Source organism: Micromonospora rifamycinica, assembly GCF_900090265.1.
Taxonomy (GTDB): domain Bacteria; phylum Actinomycetota; class Actinomycetes; order Mycobacteriales; family Micromonosporaceae; genus Micromonospora; species Micromonospora rifamycinica.
In genome coordinates this window covers 6,529,475-6,554,747 of record NZ_LT607752.1, presented here as the reverse complement: position 1 = coordinate 6,554,747, position 25,273 = coordinate 6,529,475, and the positions used below count along the sequence as shown (strand labels likewise).

The 25,273-nt window shown below is 72.8% G+C and carries 21 protein-coding genes; 7 read left to right on the top strand and 14 right to left on the bottom strand.

The annotated features are described in order from the left end of the window. The first annotated feature begins 780 nt into the window (after nucleotides 1-780). Nucleotides 781-2,460 carry a hypothetical protein gene (locus GA0070623_RS27825; protein ID WP_084261428.1) on the top strand — a complete coding sequence of 560 codons (1,680 nt, stop codon included), beginning with the start codon at nucleotides 781-783 and terminating at the stop codon, nucleotides 2,458-2,460. A gap of 98 nt (nucleotides 2,461-2,558) precedes the next feature. On the opposite strand, the gene pulA is transcribed toward GA0070623_RS27825, so the two are convergent. The 5 genes from pulA to GA0070623_RS27800 all read right to left on the bottom strand — a co-directional run bounded on the left by pulA (nucleotide 2,559) and on the right by GA0070623_RS27800 (nucleotide 11,177). Further along, on the bottom strand, nucleotides 2,559-8,054 hold the full coding sequence (gene pulA, locus GA0070623_RS27820) for a pullulanase-type alpha-1,6-glucosidase (protein WP_067311095.1): 5,496 nt from the start codon (nucleotides 8,052-8,054) through the stop codon (nucleotides 2,559-2,561). A gap of 124 nt (nucleotides 8,055-8,178) precedes the next feature. Continuing rightward, entirely contained in the window at nucleotides 8,179-8,958 is a 780-nt protein-coding gene (locus GA0070623_RS27815) for a cellulose binding domain-containing protein (protein ID WP_084261427.1), read from the bottom strand. Nucleotides 8,959-9,059: 101 nt separating this feature from the next. Further along, nucleotides 9,060-9,812, bottom strand: a complete 753-nt coding sequence (locus GA0070623_RS27810; RefSeq protein ID WP_067311090.1) for a hypothetical protein — start codon at nucleotides 9,810-9,812, stop codon at nucleotides 9,060-9,062. Nucleotides 9,813-9,975: 163 nt separating this feature from the next. After that, nucleotides 9,976-10,365 carry a hypothetical protein gene (locus GA0070623_RS27805; protein ID WP_067311087.1) on the bottom strand — a complete coding sequence of 130 codons (390 nt, stop codon included), beginning with the start codon at nucleotides 10,363-10,365 and terminating at the stop codon, nucleotides 9,976-9,978. Between the two features lie 137 nt (nucleotides 10,366-10,502). Further along, on the bottom strand, nucleotides 10,503-11,177 hold the full coding sequence (locus GA0070623_RS27800; protein ID WP_067311083.1) for a hypothetical protein: 675 nt from the start codon (nucleotides 11,175-11,177) through the stop codon (nucleotides 10,503-10,505). A gap of 19 nt (nucleotides 11,178-11,196) precedes the next feature. Between GA0070623_RS27800 and GA0070623_RS27795 the strand changes: the two genes are divergently transcribed. The 3 genes from GA0070623_RS27795 (at nucleotide 11,197) to GA0070623_RS27785 (ending at nucleotide 13,218) form a co-directional block, all read left to right on the top strand. Next, nucleotides 11,197-11,379, top strand: a complete 183-nt coding sequence (locus GA0070623_RS27795; RefSeq protein WP_067311079.1) for a hypothetical protein — start codon at nucleotides 11,197-11,199, stop codon at nucleotides 11,377-11,379. Nucleotides 11,380-11,477: 98 nt separating this feature from the next. Then, a complete protein-coding gene (locus tag GA0070623_RS27790; RefSeq protein WP_067311076.1) occupies nucleotides 11,478-12,203 on the top strand; it encodes an alpha/beta hydrolase in 726 nt (241 codons plus the stop codon). A gap of 358 nt (nucleotides 12,204-12,561) precedes the next feature. After that, nucleotides 12,562-13,218, top strand: a complete 657-nt coding sequence (locus GA0070623_RS27785; RefSeq protein WP_067311073.1) for a C39 family peptidase — start codon at nucleotides 12,562-12,564, stop codon at nucleotides 13,216-13,218. Nucleotides 13,219-13,335: 117 nt separating this feature from the next. On the opposite strand, the gene GA0070623_RS27780 is transcribed toward GA0070623_RS27785, so the two are convergent. The 3 genes from GA0070623_RS27780 to GA0070623_RS27770 all read right to left on the bottom strand — a co-directional run bounded on the left by GA0070623_RS27780 (nucleotide 13,336) and on the right by GA0070623_RS27770 (nucleotide 15,030). Further along, the gene (locus tag GA0070623_RS27780; protein ID WP_067311069.1) at nucleotides 13,336-13,992 is read right to left on the bottom strand and encodes a DedA family protein; all 657 of its coding nucleotides are present in this window, start codon (nucleotides 13,990-13,992) and stop codon (nucleotides 13,336-13,338) included. An 83-nt stretch (nucleotides 13,993-14,075) separates the two neighbouring features. Then, nucleotides 14,076-14,561, bottom strand: a complete 486-nt coding sequence (locus tag GA0070623_RS27775) for a YcxB family protein (RefSeq protein WP_067311065.1) — start codon at nucleotides 14,559-14,561, stop codon at nucleotides 14,076-14,078. Between the two features lie 34 nt (nucleotides 14,562-14,595). Further along, the gene (locus tag GA0070623_RS27770; protein ID WP_067311105.1) at nucleotides 14,596-15,030 is read right to left on the bottom strand and encodes a VOC family protein; all 435 of its coding nucleotides are present in this window, start codon (nucleotides 15,028-15,030) and stop codon (nucleotides 14,596-14,598) included. Nucleotides 15,031-15,223: 193 nt separating this feature from the next. On the opposite strand from GA0070623_RS27770, the gene GA0070623_RS27765 reads away from it, so the two are divergent. Further along, nucleotides 15,224-18,094 carry an aconitate hydratase gene (locus tag GA0070623_RS27765; protein ID WP_067311062.1) on the top strand — a complete coding sequence of 957 codons (2,871 nt, stop codon included), beginning with the start codon at nucleotides 15,224-15,226 and terminating at the stop codon, nucleotides 18,092-18,094. Between the two features lie 79 nt (nucleotides 18,095-18,173). On the opposite strand, the gene GA0070623_RS27760 is transcribed toward GA0070623_RS27765, so the two are convergent. The 4 genes from GA0070623_RS27760 to GA0070623_RS27745 all read right to left on the bottom strand — a co-directional run bounded on the left by GA0070623_RS27760 (nucleotide 18,174) and on the right by GA0070623_RS27745 (nucleotide 22,225). Next, complete coding sequence (locus GA0070623_RS27760; protein ID WP_067311059.1) at nucleotides 18,174-18,785, bottom strand: GTP-binding protein; 612 nt, start codon at nucleotides 18,783-18,785, stop codon at nucleotides 18,174-18,176. Then, nucleotides 18,766-19,152, bottom strand: a complete 387-nt coding sequence (locus GA0070623_RS27755) for a DUF742 domain-containing protein (RefSeq protein ID WP_067311056.1) — start codon at nucleotides 19,150-19,152, stop codon at nucleotides 18,766-18,768. The genes GA0070623_RS27760 and GA0070623_RS27755 overlap by 20 nt, the downstream gene beginning before the upstream one ends. Before the next feature lie 5 nt (nucleotides 19,153-19,157). After that, a complete protein-coding gene (locus tag GA0070623_RS27750) occupies nucleotides 19,158-19,580 on the bottom strand; it encodes a roadblock/LC7 domain-containing protein (RefSeq protein WP_067311052.1) in 423 nt (140 codons plus the stop codon). A 134-nt stretch (nucleotides 19,581-19,714) separates the two neighbouring features. Next, entirely contained in the window at nucleotides 19,715-22,225 is a 2,511-nt protein-coding gene (locus GA0070623_RS27745) for a sensor histidine kinase (RefSeq protein WP_089004201.1), read from the bottom strand. A gap of 217 nt (nucleotides 22,226-22,442) precedes the next feature. On the opposite strand from GA0070623_RS27745, the gene GA0070623_RS27740 reads away from it, so the two are divergent. Next, nucleotides 22,443-22,697, top strand: a complete 255-nt coding sequence (locus GA0070623_RS27740; protein WP_172898470.1) for a DUF2630 family protein — start codon at nucleotides 22,443-22,445, stop codon at nucleotides 22,695-22,697. 48 nt (nucleotides 22,698-22,745) lie between these two features. Here the strand turns inward: GA0070623_RS27740 and GA0070623_RS27735 are convergent, their stop codons facing one another. Together GA0070623_RS27735 and GA0070623_RS27730 are read right to left on the bottom strand one after the other, a co-directional pair. Continuing rightward, nucleotides 22,746-23,669 carry a serine protein kinase RIO gene (locus tag GA0070623_RS27735; protein WP_067304314.1) on the bottom strand — a complete coding sequence of 308 codons (924 nt, stop codon included), beginning with the start codon at nucleotides 23,667-23,669 and terminating at the stop codon, nucleotides 22,746-22,748. Nucleotides 23,670-23,825: 156 nt separating this feature from the next. Continuing rightward, nucleotides 23,826-24,473 (bottom strand): HAD family hydrolase, encoded by a 648-nt coding sequence (locus GA0070623_RS27730; protein WP_067304316.1) that lies wholly within the window; start codon nucleotides 24,471-24,473, stop codon nucleotides 23,826-23,828. 217 nt (nucleotides 24,474-24,690) lie between these two features. Here GA0070623_RS27730 and GA0070623_RS27725 point away from each other — a divergent pair, with 217 nt between their 5' ends. Beyond that, nucleotides 24,691-25,263: a TetR/AcrR family transcriptional regulator gene (locus tag GA0070623_RS27725; protein ID WP_067304319.1), complete on the top strand. Its 573-nt coding sequence runs from the start codon at nucleotides 24,691-24,693 to the stop codon at nucleotides 25,261-25,263. Nucleotides 25,264-25,273 lie beyond the last annotated feature (10 nt).

Here is a 25,273-nt window from a genome sequence, read left to right as displayed (position 1 = left end):
CGCAGGGTGCGCCCACCCAGCTGATCCCGGCCCACCACACTGTGGGTGCGCCGGACCGTTCCAGCAGCACCTGTGGCGGCCCCGCCGACGGAGGCGTTCCCCGACGGGGTGACGCGTACCGGCGGCGGGGCCGGCGTCCACCCGCCTTAACTCCCGCAACACCCCCGCCCCCGCTCGCGTCCCCATCCCCGTGCTCCTGCTCGCGTCCCCGCGCCCGGTGCACCTTCATGGTCACGCTCGAACCACGAAATAGTGGCCTCCGTCGTGCTGGAGGCCACTACTTCATGGTTCCAGCACGATCATGCCGCCCGGCGCAGCACGACCAGACCGCCCGGCGCAGCACGATCATGCCGCCCGGCGCAGCACGACCAGACCGCCCGGCGCAGCACGATCATGCCGCCCGACGCAGCACGACCAGACCGCCCGGCGCAGCACGATCATGCCGCCCGGCGCAGCACGACCAGACCGCCCGGCGCAGCACGACCAGACCGCCGGGGACTGTGGGGTGGTGGGGTCGGGGCACGGTCGGTGGGGATGCCCAGCGGTCCTCGACGGGACGGATGCGCGGCGATGCGGCGGATCGACCGCTCGGGGCCGGCCGTCCGGGAATGCGCCCGAGCGACGGCCCGCGTCCCCAAAGCGGGCTTTCTTCGGCTTTGCCCTCATAGCGAGGAACCTTCTCATACCGTGTCTTTCGGGAGCTACAACCGATTTGTAGCAGGGGACGTCCGCTCAGGCGCGGCGACCCTGTCTGGTACGAGGAGAGGGCAGAGAGCTCCGATGTCCAACTACCTAACGAACAACGAAGCCTCCGCGCGGGCGACGGGGAGCAGGAGCCGTCGCAAGCTCTGGCTCGCCAGTGGCGTCGCCGGGTTGACAGGTGTGGTCAGTCTCGCCGCGGTCGGGTTCGCCGGCAGCGCCGGGGCGGTCGGGGTGAGCGGACTGACGTGGAACACCACTCAGCAGGTCACCAAGGACGGCGACCAGGGTCGCGGCGACGAGGGTCGTGGCGACGAGGGTCCGGACCGGGGCGGCAAGGACGACCGCGACGGCAAGGACCACGAACGGGGAAAGGAGGTGCCCTGCGACACCGACCGGCTCATCCAGGCCATCGTCTTCGCCAACAGCCGCGACGGTGGCGTGCTGGACCTGGCCAAGGGTTGCACCTACAACCTGACCCGCAACCAGGACGGCAACGGCCTGCCGGTGATCACCCAGGACATCACCCTGCGGGGTGAGCACACCACGATCACCCGGGACGCCACCGCCGAGTACTTCCGGATCCTCAACGTGGGTCCGGGTGGTCACCTGAACCTCAAGGGTCTGACCATCAAGGGTGGGCAGACCATCGAGGCGTTGCAGCCGGTCTCGCCGGCAGCGGTCTGGGGGGCCTACTCGGACTCGCAGGCGCTCGCCGCCCAGGTCAAGGCCGGCACCCCGCTGGCCCAGGCGCTCGCCGCTCGCAAGGCGAACCCGAAGGCCGGGCTGAAGGCCGCGCCGAAGGCCGCCCGCAAGGCCGCCGTGAAGGCCGCGCCGAAGGCGAAGGCGAAGGCGGGCAAGGTCACCACGCTGGTCGAGGAGCCGGGCGTCAACGACGGCGCCGGCATCCTGGTGCAGCCCGGTGGCGCGGCCAACCTGTTCGACACCTCGGTCGTGCTGAACCAGTCCGGCGGCAACGGCGGCGGGCTGGCCAACTTCGGCACCACCTCGCTGCGGCACAGCGAGATCGCCCACAACACCGCCTTCTTCTTCGGCGGGGGCATCTTCAACGCCGGCCTGCTCACGGTCGACGAGTCCACGATCACCGACAACACCGCCATCGTCGGTGGCGGCGGGGTCGCCAACGGCGCTGCGGAGATCTTCACCGAGGACGTCGACGGCGGCACCGTCCTGATCGAGAAGTCCAAGATCACCGACAACGAGACGCTCGGCTTCGGCGGCGGTCTGCTCGACATCGGTGGCAACACCACCGTCCGCTACACCGAGCTGCTGTCGAACACCGCCGTGCTCGCCGGCGGCGGTCTCGCGGCGGCGGACGCCCAGGTCAACGTGCACGACTCGACGGTGGCCAAGAACAGCACCGCCGGTGTCGGCGGCGGCGTGGCCGTCGCCTTCGACAGCGCGGTCACCATCGAGAAGAGCCACCTCAAGGAGAACACCGCCGGCTTCTTCGGCGGCGGGCTGTTCAACGCGGACAGCGTCACCACGGTGCGGGAGTCCGAGATCGTCGCCAACCGGGCGCTCGGCCCGATCGGCGTCGGCGGCGGCATCTTCAACATCTTCGGCGAGGTCAACCTCAGCCGGACGAAGGTCGCCAACAACTTCGCCACCCTCGCTCCGGGCGGTGTGTTCACCTTCGAGGGCACGGTGAACGTGGACAACCGGTCCGCGATCGTCGCGAACCGCCCGACGAACTGCCTGGCCATCCCGGGCGACACCATCCCGAACTGCTTCGGCTGAGCATCCTCGGATGACGTGCGGCCGGTGACGGCGGCACACCGGGCAGGACGCGAACCGGCCCCCCTCCGCACCACGCGGAGGGGGGCCGGTCGTCGCCGTCAGCGCTGGACGAAGACCGCCACGCTGCGCGCCGGCACGGTGAAGGTGCCCGCCGCCCGGTCGAACGAGGCGGTCCGCAGCACCGGGTCGGCCGAGTCGGCCAGCACCGGGTGCAGGGTGGTGTCCGTGCCCCGCAGCCCGGTCACCGTCTGCTTCGCCGCCGTCGGGGTGCCGTTGAGGACCACGGTCACCGACCTCCACCGGCCGCCCAGCCCGCGGGCGTCCAGGGTCATCGTGAGCACCCCCGGGGTCTCCCTGACGCCGGACAGCGGGAACGCGACCCGCTGCTGCACCTGCTCGGCGGTGGAGAGCCCGAACACCGGAGAGGAGCGCCGGATCCGCAGCAGCTCGGCGTACCGGGCGTCGGCCAGGTCGATCGCGGCGCAGTCCGGCACCAGCGCCGGATCGGCCAGCAGCGGCTTCGCGTACGGCCACTTGTCCTGGTTGTCCGCCGCCGGGGGAAGACCCGCGCCGAACCCGTTACCCTGCGTGCAGTCCCAGCGGATCTGGTTGAACCAGTCCCCGGAGTTGTAGGAGTTGCGGTCCAGCGACTTCGAGCGCAGCCGCTCGGAGCCGGCCGCCACGAACCCGGTCCCCTGCCCGAGGACGGTGGTGGCCAGGGCCAGCACCTGCATCCGGGCCCGGTCCGTCGCCGAGGTGCCGGTCGGCAGTTTGTACGCCAGCGCGTCGTACAGGATCTCGTTGTCGTGCGCGTCGACGTAGGTGACCGCCTCGCCGGGGGCGGCGGTGTAGCCGGCCGGCGAGCCGTTGTAGTCCACCTGCGCCCCGGTGACCTTCCGACCGGTGGAGTCGGTGAACCGGTAGCCGCGCAGGTTGCCGGTCAGCCCCACCTTGATCAGGTCCTGCTGGTGGCGCAGCCGGGCCTGCTGCTCGGCGGCGGTGCCGTTGACCGGGTCGCCGTTGGGGTCGGTGTAGAGGCCGGAGGCGAAGCCCTGCACCCGCGGGTTGGCGTCGAACGGGCCGCCGCCGCGGACCGCGTCGCGGAGCCGGTCGTTGAAGGTGCCGATCCCGGTGCCGGCCATGTTGGCCTGGGTGGCCTGGACGAACCGGGCGTCGTCGGCGACCTCGCCGAAGTTCCAGCCCTCGCCGTAGAGCAGGATCTTCTTCCCGTCGACGCCGTCGCGGGCCAGGGTCAGCCGGTCCAGCGCGGCCCGGACGGCCAGGATGTTCGCCTTCGGGTGGTGGCCCATCAGGTCGAACCGGAAGCCGTCCACCTTGTACTGCTTCGCCCAGACGACCAGCGAGTCGACCACCAGCTTGCCCATCATGGCGTGCTCGGGGGCGGTGTTGGCGCAGCAGGTCGAGTTGGCGACGGTGCCGTCGTCGAGCAGCCGGTGGTAGTAGCCGGGCACCACCTGGTCCAGCACCGACTTCGCGTCGGTGCCGGCGGCGGAGGTGTGGTTGTAGACCACGTCGAGCACCACCCGCAGGCCGGCGCCGTTGATCCCGGCGACCATCCGGCGGAACTCGGTGGTCCGCCGCTCCCCGTCCGGGTCGACCGCGTAGCCGCCCTCGGGGACGGTGTAGTGCAGCGGGTCGTACCCCCAGTTGTAGCCGTCGGTGTCGGCGACCGCCGCGACGCACGCCTGCTGCCGGTCGGAGTCCGGGGGCAACGCCGCCAGGTCGCAGTCGGGCTGCCGCTGGTCGGCCCGCTTCTCCGGGATGGTGGCGAAGTCGAACACCGGCAGCAGGTGCAGGTAGTCGACCCCGGCGTCGCCGAGCGCCCTGAGGTGTTTCATGCCGGCCGTGCCCGGGTCGGTGAAGGCCAGGTAGGTGCCCCGCCGGTCGGCCGGGACGGTGGTGTCGGCGATGGAGAAGTCGCGTACCGACAGCTCGGAGATCTGTGCCTGCGCCGCGGGCGGCGCGGCCGGCTTGCGCAGCCCGGACCAGCCGGGCGGGGCGAGCGCCGGGTCGGTCAGGTCGACGATCCGGCTGTGCGTGGAGTCCGCCGCGAGCGCCACCGAGTAGGGGTCGGTGACCGACGCGGTGACGACCTTCTGGGCGGCCGGCTGCCAGGCTTCGACCCGGTAGCGGTAGTACCGGCCGGTCCAGTCGCGGCTACCGCGCACCGACCAGACGCCGGTACGGTCGTCGCGGCGCATCGCCACCGTGCGCGGCGGCGCCGACGGCGTGTCGGACAGTTCGAGCGCGACCGTCCGGGCGGTGGGTGCCCAGACCGCGAGGGTGGGCACCGTGCCGGCGAAGGTGACGCCGAGCGTGGCGTCGGTGGCGGCCCGGTACACGTCGTCGAGCACGCCGGGGATCTGCACCCCGGTCGCGCCGAGCAGCGCGCCCCGGGCGTCGCGTTCGGTCACCACGAGCTGCCCGCGCAGCGCCGCCGGCACCTTCGCCAGGTCGGCCCGGTCGAGCCGGAACGCCTGGTGGGACCACAGGTGCGGGAAGGCCGCCCGCTGGGCCTCGGTGAGCCCGTTGCGCTGCGCCCGCAACGGCAGCGTGGTGTACGTCCCGGACAGCTCGCCGTCGACCACACCCAGCCCGCCCGCCGGTGCCGCCACCAGGGCGTACGCCTTGCCGTCGGTCGGGCCGGTCGACCAGGCGACAGTGGCCCGGTCGATCCACTTGGCCTGCTGTTTCGTGATGTCGACGTGCTTCGCCGGGCCGACGGCCGAGGGGGGCAGCAGCCGGCCGGGCACCCCGCCCAGCAGCCAGACCTCGTGGCCGACCCCGGTCAGGTCGAGACGCTGGTCGTCGGGCTGGTCCTTGGTGTCGCCCCGGTGGATGATGTAGTTGAGCCCGGTCGCGCCGGCTGCCAGCGGCACCCGGAACACCGCGCCGAAGGAGTCCACCTTCTCGGGCGGCAGCGGGCTGGCCCAGTCGGTCGGGGTGGCCGCGCCGTCCCACACGTGCAGGCCCCAGCCGGCGTAGTCGTTGTCGGCCTTGCGCCAGTGGATGACCGCCGTGTTCGGGTCGACGGGCGGGTCGGGTTCGCCGGTGGCGGCCTGCCGGGTGGGATAGAGCGCCGGGTCGCCCTGCTTGACCCAGACCTCGCCGGTGGTGGTCACGTCGATGGTCCGGTCGTCGGCGACGTCCTTGGTGCCCGCCTTGTCGACCACGAGGAACCCGACGGACTTCGCGCCGGGCTTGAGCTTCACCCAGGCGAACCGGCCGTACGAGTCCTCGCCGGCGAACGGCTGCCCGGCGGGCCACTGCGTGACGTACGCCGGGTCGAGGTCACCCCAGGCGTAGAGCCCCCAGTCGGCGTAGCCGCCGGCGGGGCGCTGGTAGTGCACCACCACCCAGTCCCGGGACGCGCCCTGCGCCGGGGTGCCGACCACTGCGGTCGACCGGGTGGCGGCGGTGCGGCCCTTCCCGTCGCGGACGACCGCCTTGTACTCGACCCGGGTGCCCCCGGCCAGCCCGGTCAGGTCGTGGTGGACGGTGTACGGCGCGGTGTGCGCGCTGCCCAGCAGGGTCCACTTCCCGCCCGCGACCCGGGCGGCGACGGTGACGGTGGCCAGCGGGTCACCGGTCACCTGCGCGGTGACGGCGGCCCGGGTGGCGACCGGGTCGGTGCCCGGCCCGGTGAGGGTGACGGTCGGCTTCGTGGTGGCCTGCGGCACGGGCCGACCGGCCCGGAGCACCACGGCCGACCCGGCCGGCACGGTCAGGTTCAGGTGTCCGTCGGTGCCGGCGGCTGAGGTGGCCGTGCCGCCGTAGATGCCGGTGAAGGTGGTGCCGGGTGACCAGGTTTCCACCCGGACAGTCTGCGGGGTGCCGGCGTTGTTCACCGCCACCAGGTACTCGGTACGGTCGGCCGGGGAGATCCGGGAGAAGGCGAAGACGCCCGGCCCGTCGGCGGCGTACCGGGTGACCTGCACGCCGTCGCGCAGGCCGGGGTGTGCGGCCCGCAGCCGGCCCAGCTCGGCGATGGTCCGGTAGAGCGGGTGGGTGGTGTCGTACTGGTCGCTGGCGTGGGTGCGGGTGGTGCCGATCAGGTCGTCGTCGAGGTAGTCCGCCGTGCGGGTGGCGAACATGTCCTGCCGGGCGTCCTTGTCCCCGCCCGGCCCGGTGAAGCCCTGCTCGTCGCCGGAGTAGACCACCGGCTGCCCCCGGGTGAGGAACATCAGCTGGTGGGCGAGCCGGTCCCGGCCGAGCTGGCGGGCGTCGTCGCCCCCGGCGGCGGCGATGAACGAGCCGATCCGGCCCATGTCGTGGTTGCCGAGGAAGGTGGTCAGCCGACCGGCGTCGGTGTCCCGCGCGGCGTACAGCGGGTCCTTGGCGTAGACGTCGGCCAGCGCCTTGGCCGAGCCGTCGGCGGTGACGTAGCCGCGGGCCGCCTCCTGGAAGGAGAAGTCGAGGGTGGCCGGCAGCCCGCCGCGCCGCACGTAGGTGGAGGTGACCTCCTGGTCGGCGCTGTAGACCTCGCCGAACATGAAGAAGTCCTTCTTCCCCGCCTTGTCGGCGGCGCGCTTGATGCCCTGGCTGAACTGCGGCCAGAAGTCGAGGTTGACGTGCTTGACGGTGTCCAGCCGGAACCCGTCGACGTCGGTGCTGGCGATCCAGTCGCCGTACGCCTTGGTCAGGCCCCGGACCACCTCGGGCCGTTCGGTCCACAGGTCGTCGAGGCCGTAGAAGTCGCCGTACTCGCTGTTCTCGCCGGAGAAGGTGGAGTCACCCCGGTTGTGGTACATCGTCGGGTCGTTCAGCCAGGCCGGGACCTTGACCTTCGCGTCGGCGGGGCTGGCGAAGGTCGGCGTGTACGCCCCGGAGTCCCGGTTCACCGTCGGAAAGTCCCGGGTGCCGTCGGCGTAGTTGCGGTCCTCGAACTCCCGCCCCTGCGCGTCGGTGTACGGCGACGTCTTCTTGTCGACGTAGGCGTACCTGTCCTCGGCATATTTGATGACGTCGGCGGTGTGGTTGACGATGACGTCGAGGTAGACCTTGATGCCACGCTGGTGGGCCAGCCGGACCAGCCGCTTCATCTCCTCGTTGGTGCCGAAGTGCGGGTCGACCTGGGTGAAGTCGGTGATCCAGTAGCCGTGGTAGCCGGCGGAGACGTCCGCGCCGCTGCCCTGCACGGGACGGTTCTTGAACACCGGCGCCAGCCAGATGGCGGTGGTGCCGAGACCCTGGATGTAGTCGAGCTTGTCGATCACGCCCTTGAGGTCGCCGCCGTGGTAGAAGCCCTTGTCGGTCGGGTCGAGGCCGGTGCGCAGCCGGTCGCCGGTCAGGCCGCCGGTGTCGTTGCGCCGGTCGCCGTTGGCGAACCGGTCCGGCAGGACGAAGTAGAACTGTTCGGCGCGGCCCCGGCCGGTGCCGGCGGCGAGCAGCGCCTCGGTGGTGGGTTCGGCACCCCACTGGGCGGCGCCGGCCGCGGCGAGGGCGTCGACGGTGGACGGCCGGTCGGTGGCGTCGGCACCGAGGTTACGGACGGCGACCGGGAGGCCGACGAGGGCGAGGGTGAGGGTGGAGACCAGGGCGAGCAGCGCCTTGCGCGGCAGCGGGGGTTTCATCGACGGCCTTCCTATGGTCGTGATTCGCCCGCACGCTAGCCCTTGCTGAAACGTTCTGCAATACCTTGCAAACCAAGTCGCAACAAAGCAGCAACCTTGCAGAGACCCGAACGGCGTCGCGCCCTCAGAGACCGGAGCAGGCCACCCCGTCGACAGTGCAGCGTGACGGTCGGATGCTGCCCCCGGTGTGCTCGAAGTGGAACCGCAACGGCACCGACGCGCCCGGTCCGACGTTCACCCCGCTGGTGTACGTGAACACCCCGCCGGACATCCGGGAACTGCCCTGCGGCGCACCCTCCACCCACGAGGTGACCAGCCGGCTGCCGGGCGGCGGGACCAGCCGGACCGTCCACGGCCGGGACACCCGGTCCCGGTTGTACAGCAGCACCTCGCCGATGAACGCCTCGTTGTTCCAGCTGTCCATCACCCGGAACCGGCCGCTCATCGGCGACGACGGCGGGGGTGGCGGCGGTGGAGGCGGGGGCGGTGCCGTGGTCGGCCGGGGTGGCGGCGCGTCCCCGTCCCCCGGCGACGGCAGAACGACCCCGCCGGCCGGCGGCGGAACCGCCTCGCCACCGGTCGACGGCACCCCCGGCACCACGTCGTCGGGCAGCCCGCCCGGGGGCAGATCGGTGCGGCGGGGCGTCAGCCCGGGGACGACCGGCTCGGGCAGGTTCGCCGCCACCCGTGCCGGATTGGTGGCCGTCGACTCGGACAGCGGATAGGTGGGCATCGGGTCGACCGGCCGGGCGTCGAAGGCCGGCCCACGGCTGCGGTACGACGCCAGCGCCACGATCAGGAGCACGACCATCACCAGCGCGCCCGTGCCGACCACCACCCATGGCGACGACGCCAGCGCACCCGCTCCGTGTGCCCGCGGTTGCGCGCGACGCATGCCGGACATGACCCTCCCTGGTCGGCCCCGTCCGAGAAGAGTAACGATTCAGGCGATTGTCGGAAAGTACCCAACGTCCGGAGTTTGTCCTAACCGGACAGATCGCCGGATCAGCCGCGCACCCGTAGCGCGTCCACCTGGAAGTAGACGCCGTTGCGCTTCACCGCCCAGAGGGTGTACGTCCCCCGGGGCAGGTCCCGGACGCTGAAGACCGTCTGCTGCGGCAGGTAACGGTCCGCCCGCGCACTCACCCGCTGCTGTCGCACCGGCCGGCCACCGGCGTCGACGACCCACACGTCGGCGTCCCCGTACTCGGGATCCCGCGAGGTGATGTAGTCCAGCCCGGTGCCGGTGAACGTGAAGCTGAAGGAGTCCCCGTCGTGCACCGTGTAGTGCACGTCGTCACGGTGGTCGCCGAACGGTCGACCCCGCGACACCGCCCACCTGCCCCGGTACGAGATCCCCGGGTCGTCGTCGTTGAGCAGCCTGGTCGGCGTCGGCGAGGGAGGTGCGGTCGACGGCGACCCGGAGGCCGACGGCGTCGCCGACCGGGACGCGGCGGGCGGCCGCCCGGCCGGGGGCGCGGCGTCGCCGGGCCGGCCGCCGGACTCCCGCCTGCTCCGGGTGGGCGACGGCGACGGCAGGACCGACGTGGTCGCCACCGGCACCCCCGGCACCATGACGGCCTCGCTGCGCGAACCGGGACCGTGCTCGGCGTAACGGTCGTGGCCGAAGACCGCCACCATCGCCGTCACCAGCAGGAAGATCAGAACGATCACCGCGGCTGAGGCGAGAATCCAGGGCAGCACCGCGACCACGTGCGGCACCCGAGCGGTCCACCGCGTCCAGCGCGTGCCCGGCATGATCCTCCTCGGTCGGCCCCGTGCCCAGAGACTAGCGACCGTCCAGTACGGATGATCACCGGGGGCCGGGACGCCGGTCAGGGCGCCGGGCAGCCGGTCGGGAAGCCGGTTACCAGGCCGGGACGCCGGCGGCCGGTCACCAGGCCGGGACGCCGGCGGCCGGTCAGCCGGTCCGGATGACGGTGCAGATCGCCGGGCCGTCCTCGGTGCCGCGCAGCAGGTACCGGTAGCGCTCCCCGGGCACCGACCGGCCCTCGCTGTCCAGGAACTCCCACCGCACGGCGACCATGGTCAGCAGGGCCGAGACCGGCTCCACCTCCTCGATCAACGCGTGCGCCGCGACCAGCTCCCGCTCCTGGTAGTCCGGTGCGGCCCCGACGAAGGAGAGCGCGACGGCGGCCATCGTGCTGAACGAGAAGCTGTACGTGTCGGCGACCACCAACCCCGGCAGGGCGTAGCAGCCGGCGATGGCGGGCACGTCGCCGGTGGTGAGCGCCACCCCGTACCGGTCGAAGAAGTCGCTCAGCGTATCGAGGTCGGTGGAGGCTCTCACGGCGTCACCAATTGCCCCCACCGGCCGCCGGCAAACCTTCTCCCGCCATCGGCCACCGACGGACCTCCCGCCGCCGGCGGGCCTCCCGCCACCGACGGACCTCCCGCCACCGACGGGCCTCCCGCCACCGGCGGGCCTCAGCGGGGCGGGACGTGCACCTCGATCTCCACGCCGAGCCGCGCGTCACCGGTCAGGTCGAGGTCGTCACCGCTCCAGAACCGGCCGGGGTCGTACCAGTTCGGTCGACGACCGGCCGGCAGCAACCCCATCGCCTCGTAGGTCACCGCCACCACCTCGGCGCAGTACGCGGTCTCCAGCGCGCGGTCCCCGACCGGCCGCTCGGCCCGCCCGTCGCCCCGGTCCCGTCGACCCGGCACCGGCAGTCGCAGGTGCGGCACCCGTCCCCTGGCCCACCGCAGGGCCAGCTGGGCGGTGGACGGGAACGGGGTGCCGTCGAGCCGGGCCACCGTCCGCAGCACCGCCTGCTCCATCGCCGGGTCGGCCGACGGTTCGAGCTGGCGCAGCCAGGCCCGCTGGCCGTACCGGTTGGCCCAGACGCAGACTGCGTCCCGCAGGTCGTGCAGCTGCACACCGCGCTGGTGGGTGCCGGTCCACATGTCCCGCAGCGACCGCCCCAGCTCGGCGTGCCACATCAGCGGCGGCATGTCGTCCAGCACCACCGCCATGCCGACGTGGTTGACGGGGCTGTTGGTGGTGAACTGGATGGCCCGGTCCGGCACGCTGCGGCCCCGGAACACCCACACGTCACCGGTACGGGTCAGGTCGACGGCCTCGTCCAGGCTGATGCTCATGAGCGTCTACCCTAGGCCGATGCGGCAACGGATGCAGTGGTGGAAGGTCCTCGGCCTGGCGGGTCTCGCGGGGGTCGCCGCGACCGGGGTGGTCGTCGCCCGCGCCGAACGGCGGCGTCGCGCGTACACCCCGGAGGAGATCCGGGACCGGCTGCGCGAGCGGCACGCCCAGGCCGCGAGGTCCGGCGACGACCCGGCCTGACCGTCCCGGGGCGGTCGGTGACCGGTCGACCGCCCGCAGTGTCCACGGTGGTCCCGACGGGGCGGTCGGACGGGCCGTGGACGGTTAGGCTCCCCGGCATGGAAAACGCGGTCGAGCAGCAACCCTTCGTGTTGTCACCGCCCACGGCGCCGGTGGAGCGGCACGGCCGGGTCGACCTGCACCTGCCGGCCGGCCCCGGCCCGCACCCCGTGGTGGTCGTGGTGCACGGCGCTCCGCTGCCGCCGGGCGCGCCGGACCCCCGGGACTGGCTGCTCTACCGGGGCTACGGGGCGCTCCTCGCCGAGCAGGGCCTGGTCGCCGCCCTGCTCAGCTACCGGGTGACCGACCTGGCCGCGCTGCCCGCCACCGCCGACGACATCGCCGGCCTGGTCGAGACCGTCCGGGCCGATCCCCGGGTCGACCCGCAACGGGTGGTGCTCTGGTTCTTCTCCGGCGGGAGCCTGCTGTCGGCCGACTGGCTACGCGCCGCGCCGGCCTGGGTGCGGGGGATCGCGTTGACCTATCCGCTGCTCGTCCCGCTGCCCGGCTGGGAGGTGCCGCCCCGGTTCCTGCCGGTCGACGCCCTCGGTGCCGGCTCGACCACGCCGGTGGTGCTGACCCGGGCCGGGCAGGACCAGCTCCCCGGGTTGCTGGCCGGCATCGCGGCGTTCCTCGACGCCGCCGACCGGGTCGGTCGACCGGTGCGCCTGGTGGAGGTGCCGGACGGCCAGCACGCCTTCGACATCCTGGACCACACGGAGCAGTCCCGCGACGCCGTCCGGGCGGCCCGGGACGCGGTGATCGACCTGATCCGCGCCGACTGAGCCTGATCCGTCACCCACCGCACCGGGTCCGGTAGCCGCCCGGACGTCCGGTTCCGGCCTGAGGTCCGGCCCCGGACAAACCCGTTCGTGCCCGATCGTCCCGTGGCCGGGGCCACCCGCACGGCGGAATCGCCGCCGGGGGCGGGGCGTTGTATCTGGCATACCACCGCCACTCCCCCAGCCGCGGGGACGGCCCCGGAACCCCGATCGCGGAATGCGGTCGCCACCGGGACGGTTATCTACCCCCGGACGCCCGAGCAGGTCCCCCCGATCGCCGGGCGATCCCGCCGAACTTCCGGCGACGCCCCGCCCCCGGTGGGCGTCCGCCACACCCCCGAATGCAGAGGAGCACGCGACCATGCGTACCGATCTGATCCGCAAGACCGCCCTGACCGCTGCCGGCCTCGCCTTCACCACCGGCGCCATCGCCGGCCCGCTGACCGCCGCCTACGCCGCCGAGGCCCGCACCACCGCCCCCGCCTCGGTGCAGGCCGAGCGCCGGCCCGCTGGCGAGCGTGAGCTGACGATGGACTACCAGGCGCAGCCGAACTTCTACTACTGCGGCCCCGCCGCGACCCGCAACGCCCTGTCCGTCCAGGGCAAGAAGATCGACGTCGACGCCATGGCCAAGGAGATGCGGACCACCGAGGACGGCACCGACAGCATCAACGACATCACCCCGGTGCTGAACAAGGAGACCGGCCGCAAGGCGTACGAGAGCACCGAGATCCGCAGCACCAAGGCCGACGACAAGCAGACCGACGAGCTGCGCGCCGACATCGTGCGTGCCGTCGACGACGGCCGGGCCGTGGTGGCCAACATCGCCGGCACCGCCGTGGACACCGACGGCAACGCCCACTCCTTCGAGGGCGGCCACTACATCAGCGTCATCGGCTACCGCGACGGTGGGAAGACCGTGACCATCGGTGACTCGGCCAACCCGGACACCGCGTCCTACCGGATGAGCGTGGACAACCTCGCCGACTGGATCGCCACCCGCGGTTACTCGTCCTGACCCCGTACACCGATCGGGCCGTCCCCACCCGGGGGCGGCCCGATCGTCGTCGGGTGCGCCCGGCCCCCGCGCCCGGCCCGGCGCGGTTCAACGGTCGGTGCCGGCCCGGCGCGGGGTTCAGCGGTCGGTGCCGGCCGCCACCGGTTCCGCCTCGCCGGTGGTCGTCGCCGACTCCAGGCGGCGGGCGCGGCGGCGCAGCCACCAGGTGCTGACCAGCCCGCCGAGCACGGCCAGCACCAGGCCCGCCCAGGAGATGTCCTTGAGCCAGTGCTCGGCCGCCCGCCCGAGGCTGTAGAGCAGGTAGGTCGTGCCGAAGGCCCAGACCAGCCCGCCGGCCGCGTTGGCCACCAGGAACCGCCGGTACGGCACGTGCAGCGCGCCCGCCAGCGGCCCGGCCAGGATGCGCAGCAGGGCCACGAACCGGCCGAAGAAGACCGCCCAGACACCGTGCCGGGCGAAGCTCTGCTCGGCGCGGGCGAGCTGCGCCGGACCCAGGTGCTTCGGGAAACGCCGACCCAGCCGGGCCAGCAGCGGACGGCCGCCCCGGCGACCCACCGCGTAGCCGACGGAGTCCCCGACGATCGCGCCGAACGCCGCCGCCGAGGCGACCCAGTGCGGCTCGACCACCCCGGTGGCGGCCAACAGTGCAGAGCTGACCAGCACGATCTCGCCGGGCAACGGGACACCCATGCTCTCGACGCCGATCACCCCGGCGACGATCAGGTAGACCACGCCCGGAGGAAGCGCTACGAGCCAGTGCTGAACGTCGACCACTACGCACCCCTTCCGACCCGGCCTCGAACCCTACCCGCGCCGGGCGGACCGGGTGGGGCGACTGCGGCCGGGGGGGGTACGGCTCAGTCGGCCGCGAGCAGACCGCGGGCGGCCATGAAGGCACGCAGCGTCTCGGCGTCCCCGGCGGACATCAGCCAGCGGGGGATCACCGTCGCCGGCATCCGGCCCACGTACACGATCCAGAAGTCGCCGACCTCGCGCACCTGCGCCACCCCGTCCCAGGCGATGCCGCCGGACTCCGAGCCGCTGCGCATCATGATGTTGTCGTCGGTGATGTCGTAGCCGCCCTCGACCGCGTAGTCGTCGGAGCGACGTCGGGCCCGCCAGCGCACCCAGGGTGCGTAGAGCATCGACAACAGCCCGCCCACGAGCAGTACCAGCCACAGCGACGAGAACCGGTCGCCCCAGGAGACGAGCAGGCCGGCCGCACCGGCCGCCGCCAGCGCCGCGCCGATGAGGCTGAACCGGCGCAGCCGGACGCTGCTGAGCGCGGCCGCCACCCGCCCCGGGTAGGCGGGGTCGGCCGGGACGTCGAAACGGATGTGCACGGCGGAAACGATAGTGCGGCGCGGCGCTGGTGGCTCAGTCGAGGCAGAACTCGTTGCCCTCGACGTCCTGCATCACCAGGCACGACTCGTTGAACCCGTCGGCGGTCAGCAGGCGTACCCGGGTCGCGCCGAGGGCGACCAGCCGGGCGCACTCGGCCTCCAGCGCGGCCACCCGCTCCTCGCCGACCAGCCCGGTGCCGACCCGCACGTCGAGGTGCAGCCGGTTCTTGACCACCTTGCCCTCGGGCACGCGCTGGAAGAACAGTCGTGGGCCCGTGCCGGTGGGGTCGACGCAGGCGAACGCCGAGCCCTGCCGTTCGGGCGGCAGGGCACTGTCGAACGCGCCCCAGTCGGCGAACCCCGGCGGCGGTGGTGGGACGACGTAACCGAGCACCGCGCACCAGAAGCGGGCGACCCGTTCGGGCTCGGCGCAGTCGAAGGTGACCTGGACCTGCTTGACCGACACCATCGGCACACGGTAGCGGCCGGGTCCGACACGGCCACGTCCGCCGCCCGTCCCGAACCCTGGCACGAGGTTGCGTGAATAGCAAGACGGACGTACGGTTTTGTTGAAGCCGACGAATCGGTGGTAAGTGTTACCTAACCTGGGCGGCGTTCCGCCCGGTGCGACAGACTGCTCAGGACTACTCACGGTCGCTGGTGTGAAGGAGTACGACGTGGCGAGCCTCGACACCTTCGGTGCGAAGACCCAGCTACGCGTCGGAGACGCGAGCTACGAGATTTTCAGGATCAGCCAGGTGCCGGGGCACGACAGACTGCCCTACAGCTTGAAGATCCTGCTGGAGAACCTGCTGCGGACCGAGGACGGCGCGAACATCACCGCCGACCACATCTCCCAGCTCGGCGCGTGGGATCCCACCGCCGACCCGAGCGTGGAGATCCAGTTCACCCCGGCGCGGGTGCTGATGCAGGACTTCACCGGCGTACCGTGCGTGGTCGACCTGGCCACCATGCGCGAGGCGGTCCGCGAGCTGGGCGGCGACGCCACCAAGGTCAACCCGCTCGCGCCGGCCGAGCTGGTCATCGACCACTCGGTCATCGCCGACCTGTTCGGCCGGGAGGACGCCTTCGCCCGCAACGTCGAGCTGGAGTACGAGCGCAACAGGGAGCGCTACCAGTTCCTGCGCTGGGGCCAGAGCGCGTTCAACGAGTTCAAGGTCGTCCCGCCCGGCACCGGCATCGTGCACCAGGTCAACATCGAGTACCTGGCCCGGACGATCATGGAACGCAACGGTCAGGCGTACCCGGACACCGTCGTCGGCACCGACTCGCACACCACCATGGTCAACGGCCTGGGCGTGCTCGGCTGGGGCGTCGGCGGCATCGAGGCCGAGGCCGCGATGCTCGGCCAGCCGGTCAGCATGCTGATCCCCCGGGTCGTCGGCTTCAAGCTGTCCGGCGAGATGCCGGCCGGCACCACCGCCACCGACCTGGTGCTCACCATCACCGAGATGCTGCGCAAGCACGGCGTGGTCGGCAAGTTCGTCGAGTTCTACGGCCCCGGCGTCAGCGCCGTGCCGCTGGCCAACCGGGCCACCATCGGCAACATGTCCCCCGAGTACGGCTCCACCGTCGCGATCTTCCCGATCGACGCCGAGACCGTCCGCTACCTGGAGCTGACCGGCCGGGACGCCGCCCAGGTCGCGCTGGTCGAGGCGTACGCCAAGGAGCAGGGGCTCTGGCACGACCCGGACCACGAGCCGGCGTACTCCGAGCGCCTGGAGCTGGACCTGGGCACCATCGAGCCGTCCCTGGCCGGGCCGAAGCGCCCGCAGGACCGGGTGCCGCTCGGGGCCGCCAAGACGCTGTTCCGCTCGGCGCTGACCGACTACGTCGCCGACGACTCCGCCGGTGAGCGCGACCTCAAGCCCGGTGTGGCCCGCGAGCAGCTCCCCCGGGGCGCGAACGGCCCGGCCGACGAGGCCAGCGCCGAGTCGTTCCCGGCCAGCGACCCGCCGGCCAACCAGTTCAGCGACCCGGCCGACGAGCCGCGCGACCTGGAGACCGCCGCCGTCGGTGCCGGCGGCCGGGCCAGCAACCCGGTCCGGGTCACCGGCAGCGACGGGGTGGAGTACGAGCTGGACCACGGCGCGGTGGTGATCGCCGCGATCACCTCCTGCACCAACACCTCCAACCCGCAGGTGATGATCGGGGCCGCGCTGCTGGCCCGTAACGCCGTCGACAAGGGCCTGAGCCGCAAGCCGTGGGTCAAGACCACGCTCGCCCCCGGCTCCAAGGTCGTCATGGACTACTACGAGCGGGCCGGGCTCACCCCCTACCTCGACAAGCTCGGCTTCAACCTGGTCGGCTACGGCTGCACCACCTGCATCGGCAACTCCGGCCCGCTGCCGGAGGAGGTCTCCGCCGCGGTCAACGAGAACGACCTGGCCGTCGTGTCGGTGCTGTCCGGCAACCGGAACTTCGAGGGCCGGATCAACCCGGACGTCAAGATGAACTACCTGGCGTCCCCGCCGTTGGTGGTGGCGTACGCGCTGGCCGGCACGATGGACATCGACCTGGCCAACGAGCCGCTCGGCGAGGACGCCCAGGGCGAGCCGGTCTACCTGCGCGACATCTGGCCCAACAGCGCCGAGATCCAGGACGTCATCGCCCAGGCGATCGGCGCGACCGGGTTCAGCGCCGCCTACGCCGACGTGTTCGCCGGGGACGAGCGCTGGCAGTCGCTGCCCACCCCGACCGGCGACACCTTCGCCTGGGCGGACGACTCCACCTACGTCCGCAAGCCCCCGTACTTCGAGGGGATGCAGCAGGAGCCGAGCCCGGTCGTCGACATCGCCGGTGCCCGGGTGCTGGCCAAGCTGGGCGACTCGGTGACCACCGACCACATCTCCCCGGCCGGCGCGATCAAGGCCGACTCCCCCGCCGGCCACTACCTCGCCGAGCACGGCGTGCCGCGCCACGAGTTCAACTCGTACGGCTCGCGTCGGGGCAACCACGAGGTGATGATCCGGGGCACCTTCGCCAACATCCGGCTGCGTAACCAGCTGCGACTTCCCGACGCGGGAGCCGCGCTCCCCGAGGGCGGCTTCACCGTCAACCACCTGACCGGCGAGCAGACCACCATCTACGACGCCTCCACCGCCTACCAGGCCGCCGGCGTGCCGCTGGTCATCCTGGCCGGCAAGGAGTACGGCTCCGGCTCGTCGCGGGACTGGGCGGCCAAGGGCACCATGCTGCTGGGCGTCAAGGCGGTCATCGCCGAGTCGTACGAGCGGATCCACCGGTCCAACCTGATCGGCATGGGTGTGCTGCCGTTGCAGTTCCCGGTGGACACCACCGCCGAGTCGCTCGGGCTCACCGGCACGGAGACCTTCTCCGTCACCGGGGTGACCGCGCTCAACGACGGCGACACCCCGCGTACGGTGCGGGTCAGCACCGACACCGGCGTGGAGTTCGACGCCGTGGTCCGGATCGACACCCCCGGTGAGGCGGACTACTACCGGCACGGCGGCATCCTGCAGTACGTGCTGCGTCGCATGATCGCGAGCTGATCCACGGCGTGGAAACGGGCCTCTCCCCCCGCGGGGGGGAGAGGCCCGTTTCGGCACGGTGGCCGCCGGACGGGTCGGGTCAGTGACCGCCGGCCGGGCGACGTCGGGAGTCCCGGGTCTTCATCGCGTGCTCCAACAGGGTGATCAGCACGTCCCGGCCGGACTCCCGCAGCCGGGCGTCGCAGAGCAGCAGCGGCACCTCCGGGTCCAGGTCCAGCGCGGTACGCACCTCGTCCAGGCCGAACCGTCGGGCACCCTCGAAGCAGTTCACCGCCACCACGAACGGCGTGCCCCGCCCCTCGAAGTAGTCGATCGAGGGGAAACAGTCGGCCAGTCGCCGGGTGTCGGCGAGCACCACCGCGCCGAGCGCGCCCACCGCCAGCTCGTCCCAGAGGAACCAGAAGCGGTCCTGCCCCGGCGTGCCGAAGACGTAGAGCACCAGGTCGTCGCTGATGGTGATCCGGCCGAAGTCCATCGCCACCGTGGTGGTGCTCTTGCGTTCCACTCCGGACAGGTCGTCGACGCCGATGCCGGTCTCGGTCAGCACCTCCTCGGTCCGCAGTGGACGGCTCTCGCTCACCGCACCGACCAGTGTCGTCTTGCCCGCCCCGAACCCGCCCGCCACCAGAACCTTGAGCGCGGTGGGCAGCACCCGCGCCCCCGCCGGACGTTCAGAGTGCCCGTAGTCCATTGATCACCGCCTCGTAGATGCTCTCGTCCTTCACACCGGACGGCTCCCGGGGCTCCTGTACCCGAACCAGGTCCCGCGCCACCAGGTCACCGAGGAGCACCCGAACGGTACCCACCGGCAGGTCCAGCCGGGCGGCGACCTCGGCCACCGACTGGATGTGCTGGGTCAGCGCCACTATCGCCACGTGCTCGGGCCCCAGCCCGCCCTCCTCGACGACCGTCGTCCGGGTCGCCGTGACCAGGGAGATCAGGTCGAACGAGCCGGTCACCGGGCGGGCCCGACCCCGGGTCACCGCGTACGGGCGCACCACCGGACCCGCGTGCTCGTCGACCCACCGCTCGTCCTCGGTGTCGCCCTCACCGGCCATCGCGGTCAGTTCCCACCGGAGGGCTGGTCGGCGCCCCGGGCCGGCGACGCCACGTACTTGCCCACCCGGACCACCAGCATCGCCATCTCGTACGCGATCAGGCCGACGTCGGCGTCCGTGCCGGCCAGCACCGCCAGGCAGGCGTTCGGCCCGGCCGCGGTGACAAAGAGGAACGAGGACTCCATCTCGATGATGGTCTGCTGGACCTGCCCGCCACCGAACCGCTTGCCGGCTCCCCGGGCCAGGCTCTGGATGCCGGCGGCCATCGCGGCGAGGTGTTCCCCGTCGTCCCGACCCATGCCCTGGGACGCGGCCATCAGCAGGCCGTCGGTGGAGAGCGCGACAGCGTGCTCGGCCTGCTTCACCCGGCCGACCAGATCGTCCAGCAACCACGTCAGGTCGGCACCCGATGCCGTCGTCTGCCCCACTCGTCGTCCTCTTCCCCGGCGGTTCCGCCGTGCTCGGTTGTCGTACCCGTCGTCGGCGCCGCGTCGGCCGCGACGCCGTCACGTCGCCGCGTCGGCCGCGACGCCGTCACGTCGCCGCGTCGGCCGCGACGCCGTCAGGTCGCCGCGTCGTCTCCGTCGTCCGACCGGTCGCCGGTGCGGCTGCCCTCCAGCAGCCGGGCCGCGTCGGTCCGCCCCCGCCGGGTGCCCGACTGGTAGGCGCTCATCATCTGGCGCACCTGCTCGGGTGCCCGCCGGACCGCGCCACCGGCCCCGGCCTCCCCGCCGGTCGGCAGGGTCCGCAGCTCGGGGGCCAGGTTGGCCTGTCGTACCCGGACCGGCAGGCCCGCGTCGGTCACCGGCCCCTCCACAGTAGGCGACGGCGGACGGTCACCGTCGTCCGCCGTCGGCCCGTCGGGGGTCGGCTGGTCGGCCGGGGTGTGCGGACGGGGGCGGGTCACCGGCAGGCCGGTCGGGACGGTCGGCGCGTGCAGGGCGTCCTGCGAGACCGGCCGCTTGCGGGACCGGGTCGGCAGACCCGCCGGGCTCAGCACCCCGGTCGGCGGCGTCGCGACCGGAGCCACCGGCGGCGCGGCGGCGGGGGCGGCGGCGGTCGGGGCCGGGGCGGCCACAGTCGGGGCCGGAGCTGCCGGGGCCGGGGCCGGGGCGGCGGTGGCCGGGGCGGCCGGGGGTTCAGGGGCGGCCGGACGGCCGGTGACGACCGGCAGCGCGCCGGACGGGCTCGGGTCCGCCGGCACGACCAGCTCCGCCGGGATCAGCACCACGGCGGTGGTCCCCCCGTAGGCCGACTCCTTGAGCTGCACCTTCACCCCGTGCCGCTCGGTCAGCCGGCTCACCACGTACAGCCCCAGCCGGGCGGCGTCGGCCAGGTTCAGCTCGGACCGGTCCGCGATACGGCGGTTGGCGGCGACCAGCTCCTCCCCGGTCAGGCCCAGGCCCCGGTCCTCGATCTCGATGACGAACCCGGCGGTCACCAACCGGCCCCGCACCTCGACGGTGGTCTGCGGCGGGGAGAAGGACAGTCCGTTCTCGATCAGCTCGGCGAGCAGGTGGATCACGTCGCCGACCGCCCGGCCGGCGAGCGCGACCGGCCCGAGCGGCAGCACGTCCACCCGGGTGTAGTCCTCGACCTCGGCGACCGCGCCGCGCACCACGTCCACCATGGGCACGTTGCGCCGCCAGGCCCGGCCCGGGGTGGCCCCGGAGAGCACGATCAGGTTCTCCGCGTTGCGCCGCATCCGGGTGGCCAGGTGGTCGACCCGGAACAGGTCCTCCAGCTCCTCCGCGTCGTCCTCCCGTCGCTCCATCGCGTCGAGCAGGGTGAGCTGGCGGTGCACCAGCGCCTGGGTCCGCCGGGCCAGGCTGAGGAACACCGCCCGGACGTTGCGGCGCAGCTCGGCCTGCTCCACCGCGGTGCGGACCGCGGTCTCCTGGACGGCGTTGAAGGCCCGGCCGAGCTGGCCGATCTCGTCGTCGCCGAAGTCCAGCGGCGGGGCCTCCCGGGCCACGTCGACGTCCTCGCCGTGGCCGAGCCGGTCCACCACGCCGGGCAGCCGTTCGTGGGCCAGCCGCAGCGCGGCGTCCCGCAGCCGGGCGAGCTGACGAACCAGGTTCCGGGCGGTGCTGATCGACACCACGATGGAGGCGATCACGGCGATCAGGCCGAGGCCGGCGGCGAGCACCAGCCGGATGATGACGCCCACCGCGATCGGGGTGGCCTGCTCGATGAGCGCGTCGCCGACGGTCACCCCGAATTCCACCTGGGCCTGCATCGCCGGCCCGACGGTCGACTGCCACTCCTCGGCGGTCAACGGCAGGGCGGTGCCCGACCGGGACTGCTGGATCACCCGGTCCTCCAGCACCCGGAACCGGGCCACCGCGTCCGAGCCGGCGAGCTGGTCGTACCGGACCCGGTCGGCCGGCGACAGCTCGCCGGCCGCCTCCGCGGTCTGGTAACGCTGGGCGCCGACCAGCTGGGCGAAGCGGGCGTACTCGTCGCCGGTCATCCGGCCCGCCGCGAGCACGCCGGTGATCAGGGCATCCTGTTGGGAGATCAGCTCCCGCACCTGGTAGAGGTCGACCAGGGTCTCGCTCTCCGCGGCGATCCGCGCGTCGTCGAGCTGACCGAGCGATCCGTACATCCGCAGCACCGCGGCGAGGATCGCGGTGTACGCGGTGGACGCCTCGGCCCGGTTCACCCCGGCGTCGCGGACCGACTCGCGTACCCCGGTCAGGCCACTCAGGCCGGTCAGCACCTCGTCCACCCGACGCCGGGTGTCCTCCCCGGTGGCCAGCTCCGCCTGCCAGCTACCCACCGAGGTGCCGAAGTCGTCGGCCACCTGGTCGGTACGCTGCCACTGGGTGGTCAACGCGTCGAGTTGCCGCTGGCCGCGCTCGCCCAGGTAGGCGTTGGCGAGCCGGCGCTCGTCCTGGAGGGCGGTGAGCAGCGCCTCCCCCGGGTCGGCCACCCGGCTGTTGAGGGTCTGGACCCAGAGCAGGTTGAAGCCGTCCCGGACGGTGACCCAGGCGGCGAAGGACCAGAGCGCGACGAGCGAGGTGAGCAGGGCGACGATTTTGGTACGCAGACGCGTGCTGCCGGAACCCATCACACCGCCCCCGGGCCGGACCGTGGCCGCCGGACGCCCGACGCGTCACGGCACACCTGAACCCGGCGCACGCTAGCAGCCGGTACCACCATCGCTCAAGCTCAGCTGATCATGGCGACAGCGCCGGGTGCCGCAGCTCCGGCGGTGGTGGTGACGCCCGTGGCCGGTGCCGGCCGACCCTGAACACGGGCGTAGCCGACCCCGCTGTGCCACGCTCATGGACATGGACGACAAGACCATCCTGCACCGGATCTCGGAACTGGTCGACGAGGAGCACCGGCTCCGGTCGACCGCCCAGGCCCACGAGTCCGGCACCGACGACGAGGCCAGGGAACGACTGCACGCGCTGGAGGAGTCCCTGGACCAGTGCTGGGACCTGCTGCGTCGCCGTCGGGCGGCCCGCGAGGCCCACGGCGACCCGGAGGCCCAGGGCGCCCGACCGGTGTCGGAGGTGGAGCGCTACCTCCAGTGAGCACCGGTGCCGCCCCGGACGGTGGGAGTCGTCCGGGGCGGCGCCCGGTCAGCGCACCCCCGCCTCCCGCAGCAGCATCGCGGTCAGCTCGGCCGGGTCGGTGTCGACGGCGGGCAGCCCCCGGGCGGTGAACCAGGCGGCCACCACCCGGACGTCCCGGGCCAGGAACTCCGGCCCCTGCGGGTTGGCCACCACGTCGACCACCTGCGGCAGGTCGATCACGACGAGCTGTCCCGCCCGCACCAGCAGGTTGTACGGCGACAGGTCGCCGTGGGCGTAGCCGGCGCGGGCCAGCACCACCAGGGCGTCGACGAGCTGTGCCCAGAGTGAGCGCAGCTGCGCCGGGTCGGGCCGTACCTGGGCCAGCCGGGGCGCGGCGGTCCCCTCGTCGGGGTCGCCGACGAACTCCAGCATCAGCTCGGTGCCGAGCAGTTGCACCGGGTACGGCACGGCGATCCGCCCGGATGCGGCACCGATCTCCCAGAGCCGGGACAGCGCGGCGAACTCGGCCGCGGCCCACTGGCCGGCGATCAGCTGCCGGCCGAACGCCGTCCGACCGGCCATCGCCCGGTTCTCCCGGGACCGGCGTACCCGGCGGCCTTCCAGGTAACCGGCGTCACGGTGGAAGAGCCGGTGCTGGGCGTCCCGGTACCGCTTGGCGGCCAGCAGGCAGGACCGGTCGGTGTCGGGCACCGCCCGGCGGACGAGGTGGACGTCCGCCTCCTTGCCGGTCTTGAGCACCCCGAGGTCGGTGTCCCGGGCGGCCAGCTCGGTGACCAGCCACGGCGGGTGGGGTTCGGGTCCGTGGACGGCCTCGCCCCAGGAGGACCACTGGTCCGCCGGGTCGGGCTCGTCGTCGGGGGCGGTACGGGCCGGCTGCCGGCCGTACGTCAGGAAGGGTGTCTCGTCGTCGTCGAAGCGGCTCTTGCCGCGGCCCCGGCGCTGCGGCGCCGGGAGGTCGTGGTCACGCACGGTGTCGGTGATCCCTTGATCGAGGCTGATGGAGGCAGGTGGTACGACCCTGCGAAGACGGTCATGACCGACCTCCTCTCCTCGACCGGGCACCGCCCGGCCACGCACGTCCGTGTGGCCCCATGCTGACGGACCCACCCGGCCGGCACCACCGATTTATCCGCCGGCCAGCACCACCGAGACCGCCGCGATCAACGAGTCGACGGTACGGGTGGGGGCGAACCGGGTGTCGGTCCAGCTCCGCCCGCGGTGCAGCCAGACGCTGGGCAGACCGACCGCGGCGGCCCCACCGATGTCCGCCTCCGGGCTGTCCCCCACCACCCACGCGCCGCGCAGCGGCAGCCGGGCCCGCTGGGCGGCCAGCGCGAAGATCCGCGGGTTGGGCTTGCTGACCCCGGCCTCCTCGGAGATCACCCAGTCGGCGACGTACCGGTCCAGGCCGGTCTGCCGGATCTTGGCGTCCTCCAGCCGGACCGACCCGTTGGTGACCACCACCGGTAGCCACCCGGCGTCGTCGGCGATCCGCAGCGCGCAGGCGACCAGCGGGTCCAGCCGGGTGTATCCGACCACCCCGTCGTACAGCTCCTCGACCAGGTCGATGGAGGGGATGCGCAGCGCGTACCGGTCCCGGATGGCGTCGGCGATGTCCCACCGGTCGGTCAGGCCGTCGGCGTCGATGGACAGCAGCCAGTCGATGTCGGTCGCCGGGGCACCGATCTCGGCCAGGAAACCCTCGGCCCAGGCGCGGAACGGCCCGGCCCGGTCGAGCAGGGTGTTGTCCAGGTCGAGCAGGAGCAACGGCACTGAGGCACCTTACGGGAGAGGGGACGGCCGCCGACAGGGCCGAGCTACCCGCCGACGACCGTCGGGCAGCCGGCGGCGGGTGGGTAAGGGGAGGTGACCGGGGCTGTCGGCATCGGCCGATCCTAACCGGACGGGCGTCCTGCAGCCGGGGCGACGGGCAAATAGCAAGCCGTACGTACGGTTTGCCTTGCGGAGGGTCACCTGCGACGATCGACCCGTGCCCAGAGTAAGTCAGGACCAGCTCGACGCGCGCCGGCAGGAGATCCTCGGCGCGGCTCGGGCCTGTTTCGCCCGGCACGGATACGAGGGAGCCACCGTGCGCCGGCTGGAGGAGGCCACCGGGCTGTCCCGGGGTGCCATCTTCCACCACTTCCGCGACAAGGACTCGCTCTTCCTCGCCGTGGCCGAGGACGACGCCGCCGTGATGGTCTCCACGGTCGCCCGCAACGGCCTGGTGCAGGTCATGCGGGACCTGCTGGCCCGCGCGGTCTCCCCGGACACCACCGGGTGGCTGGGCAGCCAGCTGGAGGTGTCCCGCCGGCTGCGCACCGACCCGGCCTTCGCCCGGCGCTGGGCGGAACGCTCCGCCGCCATCGCCGAGGCGACCCGGGACCGGCTCGTCCGGCAGCGCGAGGCCGGGGTGCTCCGCGAGGACATCGACATCGACGTGCTGGCCCAGTTCCTGGAGCTGGCGTACGACGGGCTGGTGCTGCACCTGGCCATGGGGCGGCCCGCCGGTGACCTCGGGCCGGTGCTGGACCTGGTCGAGGAGGCCGTCCGCCGGCACTGACGAGGCCCAT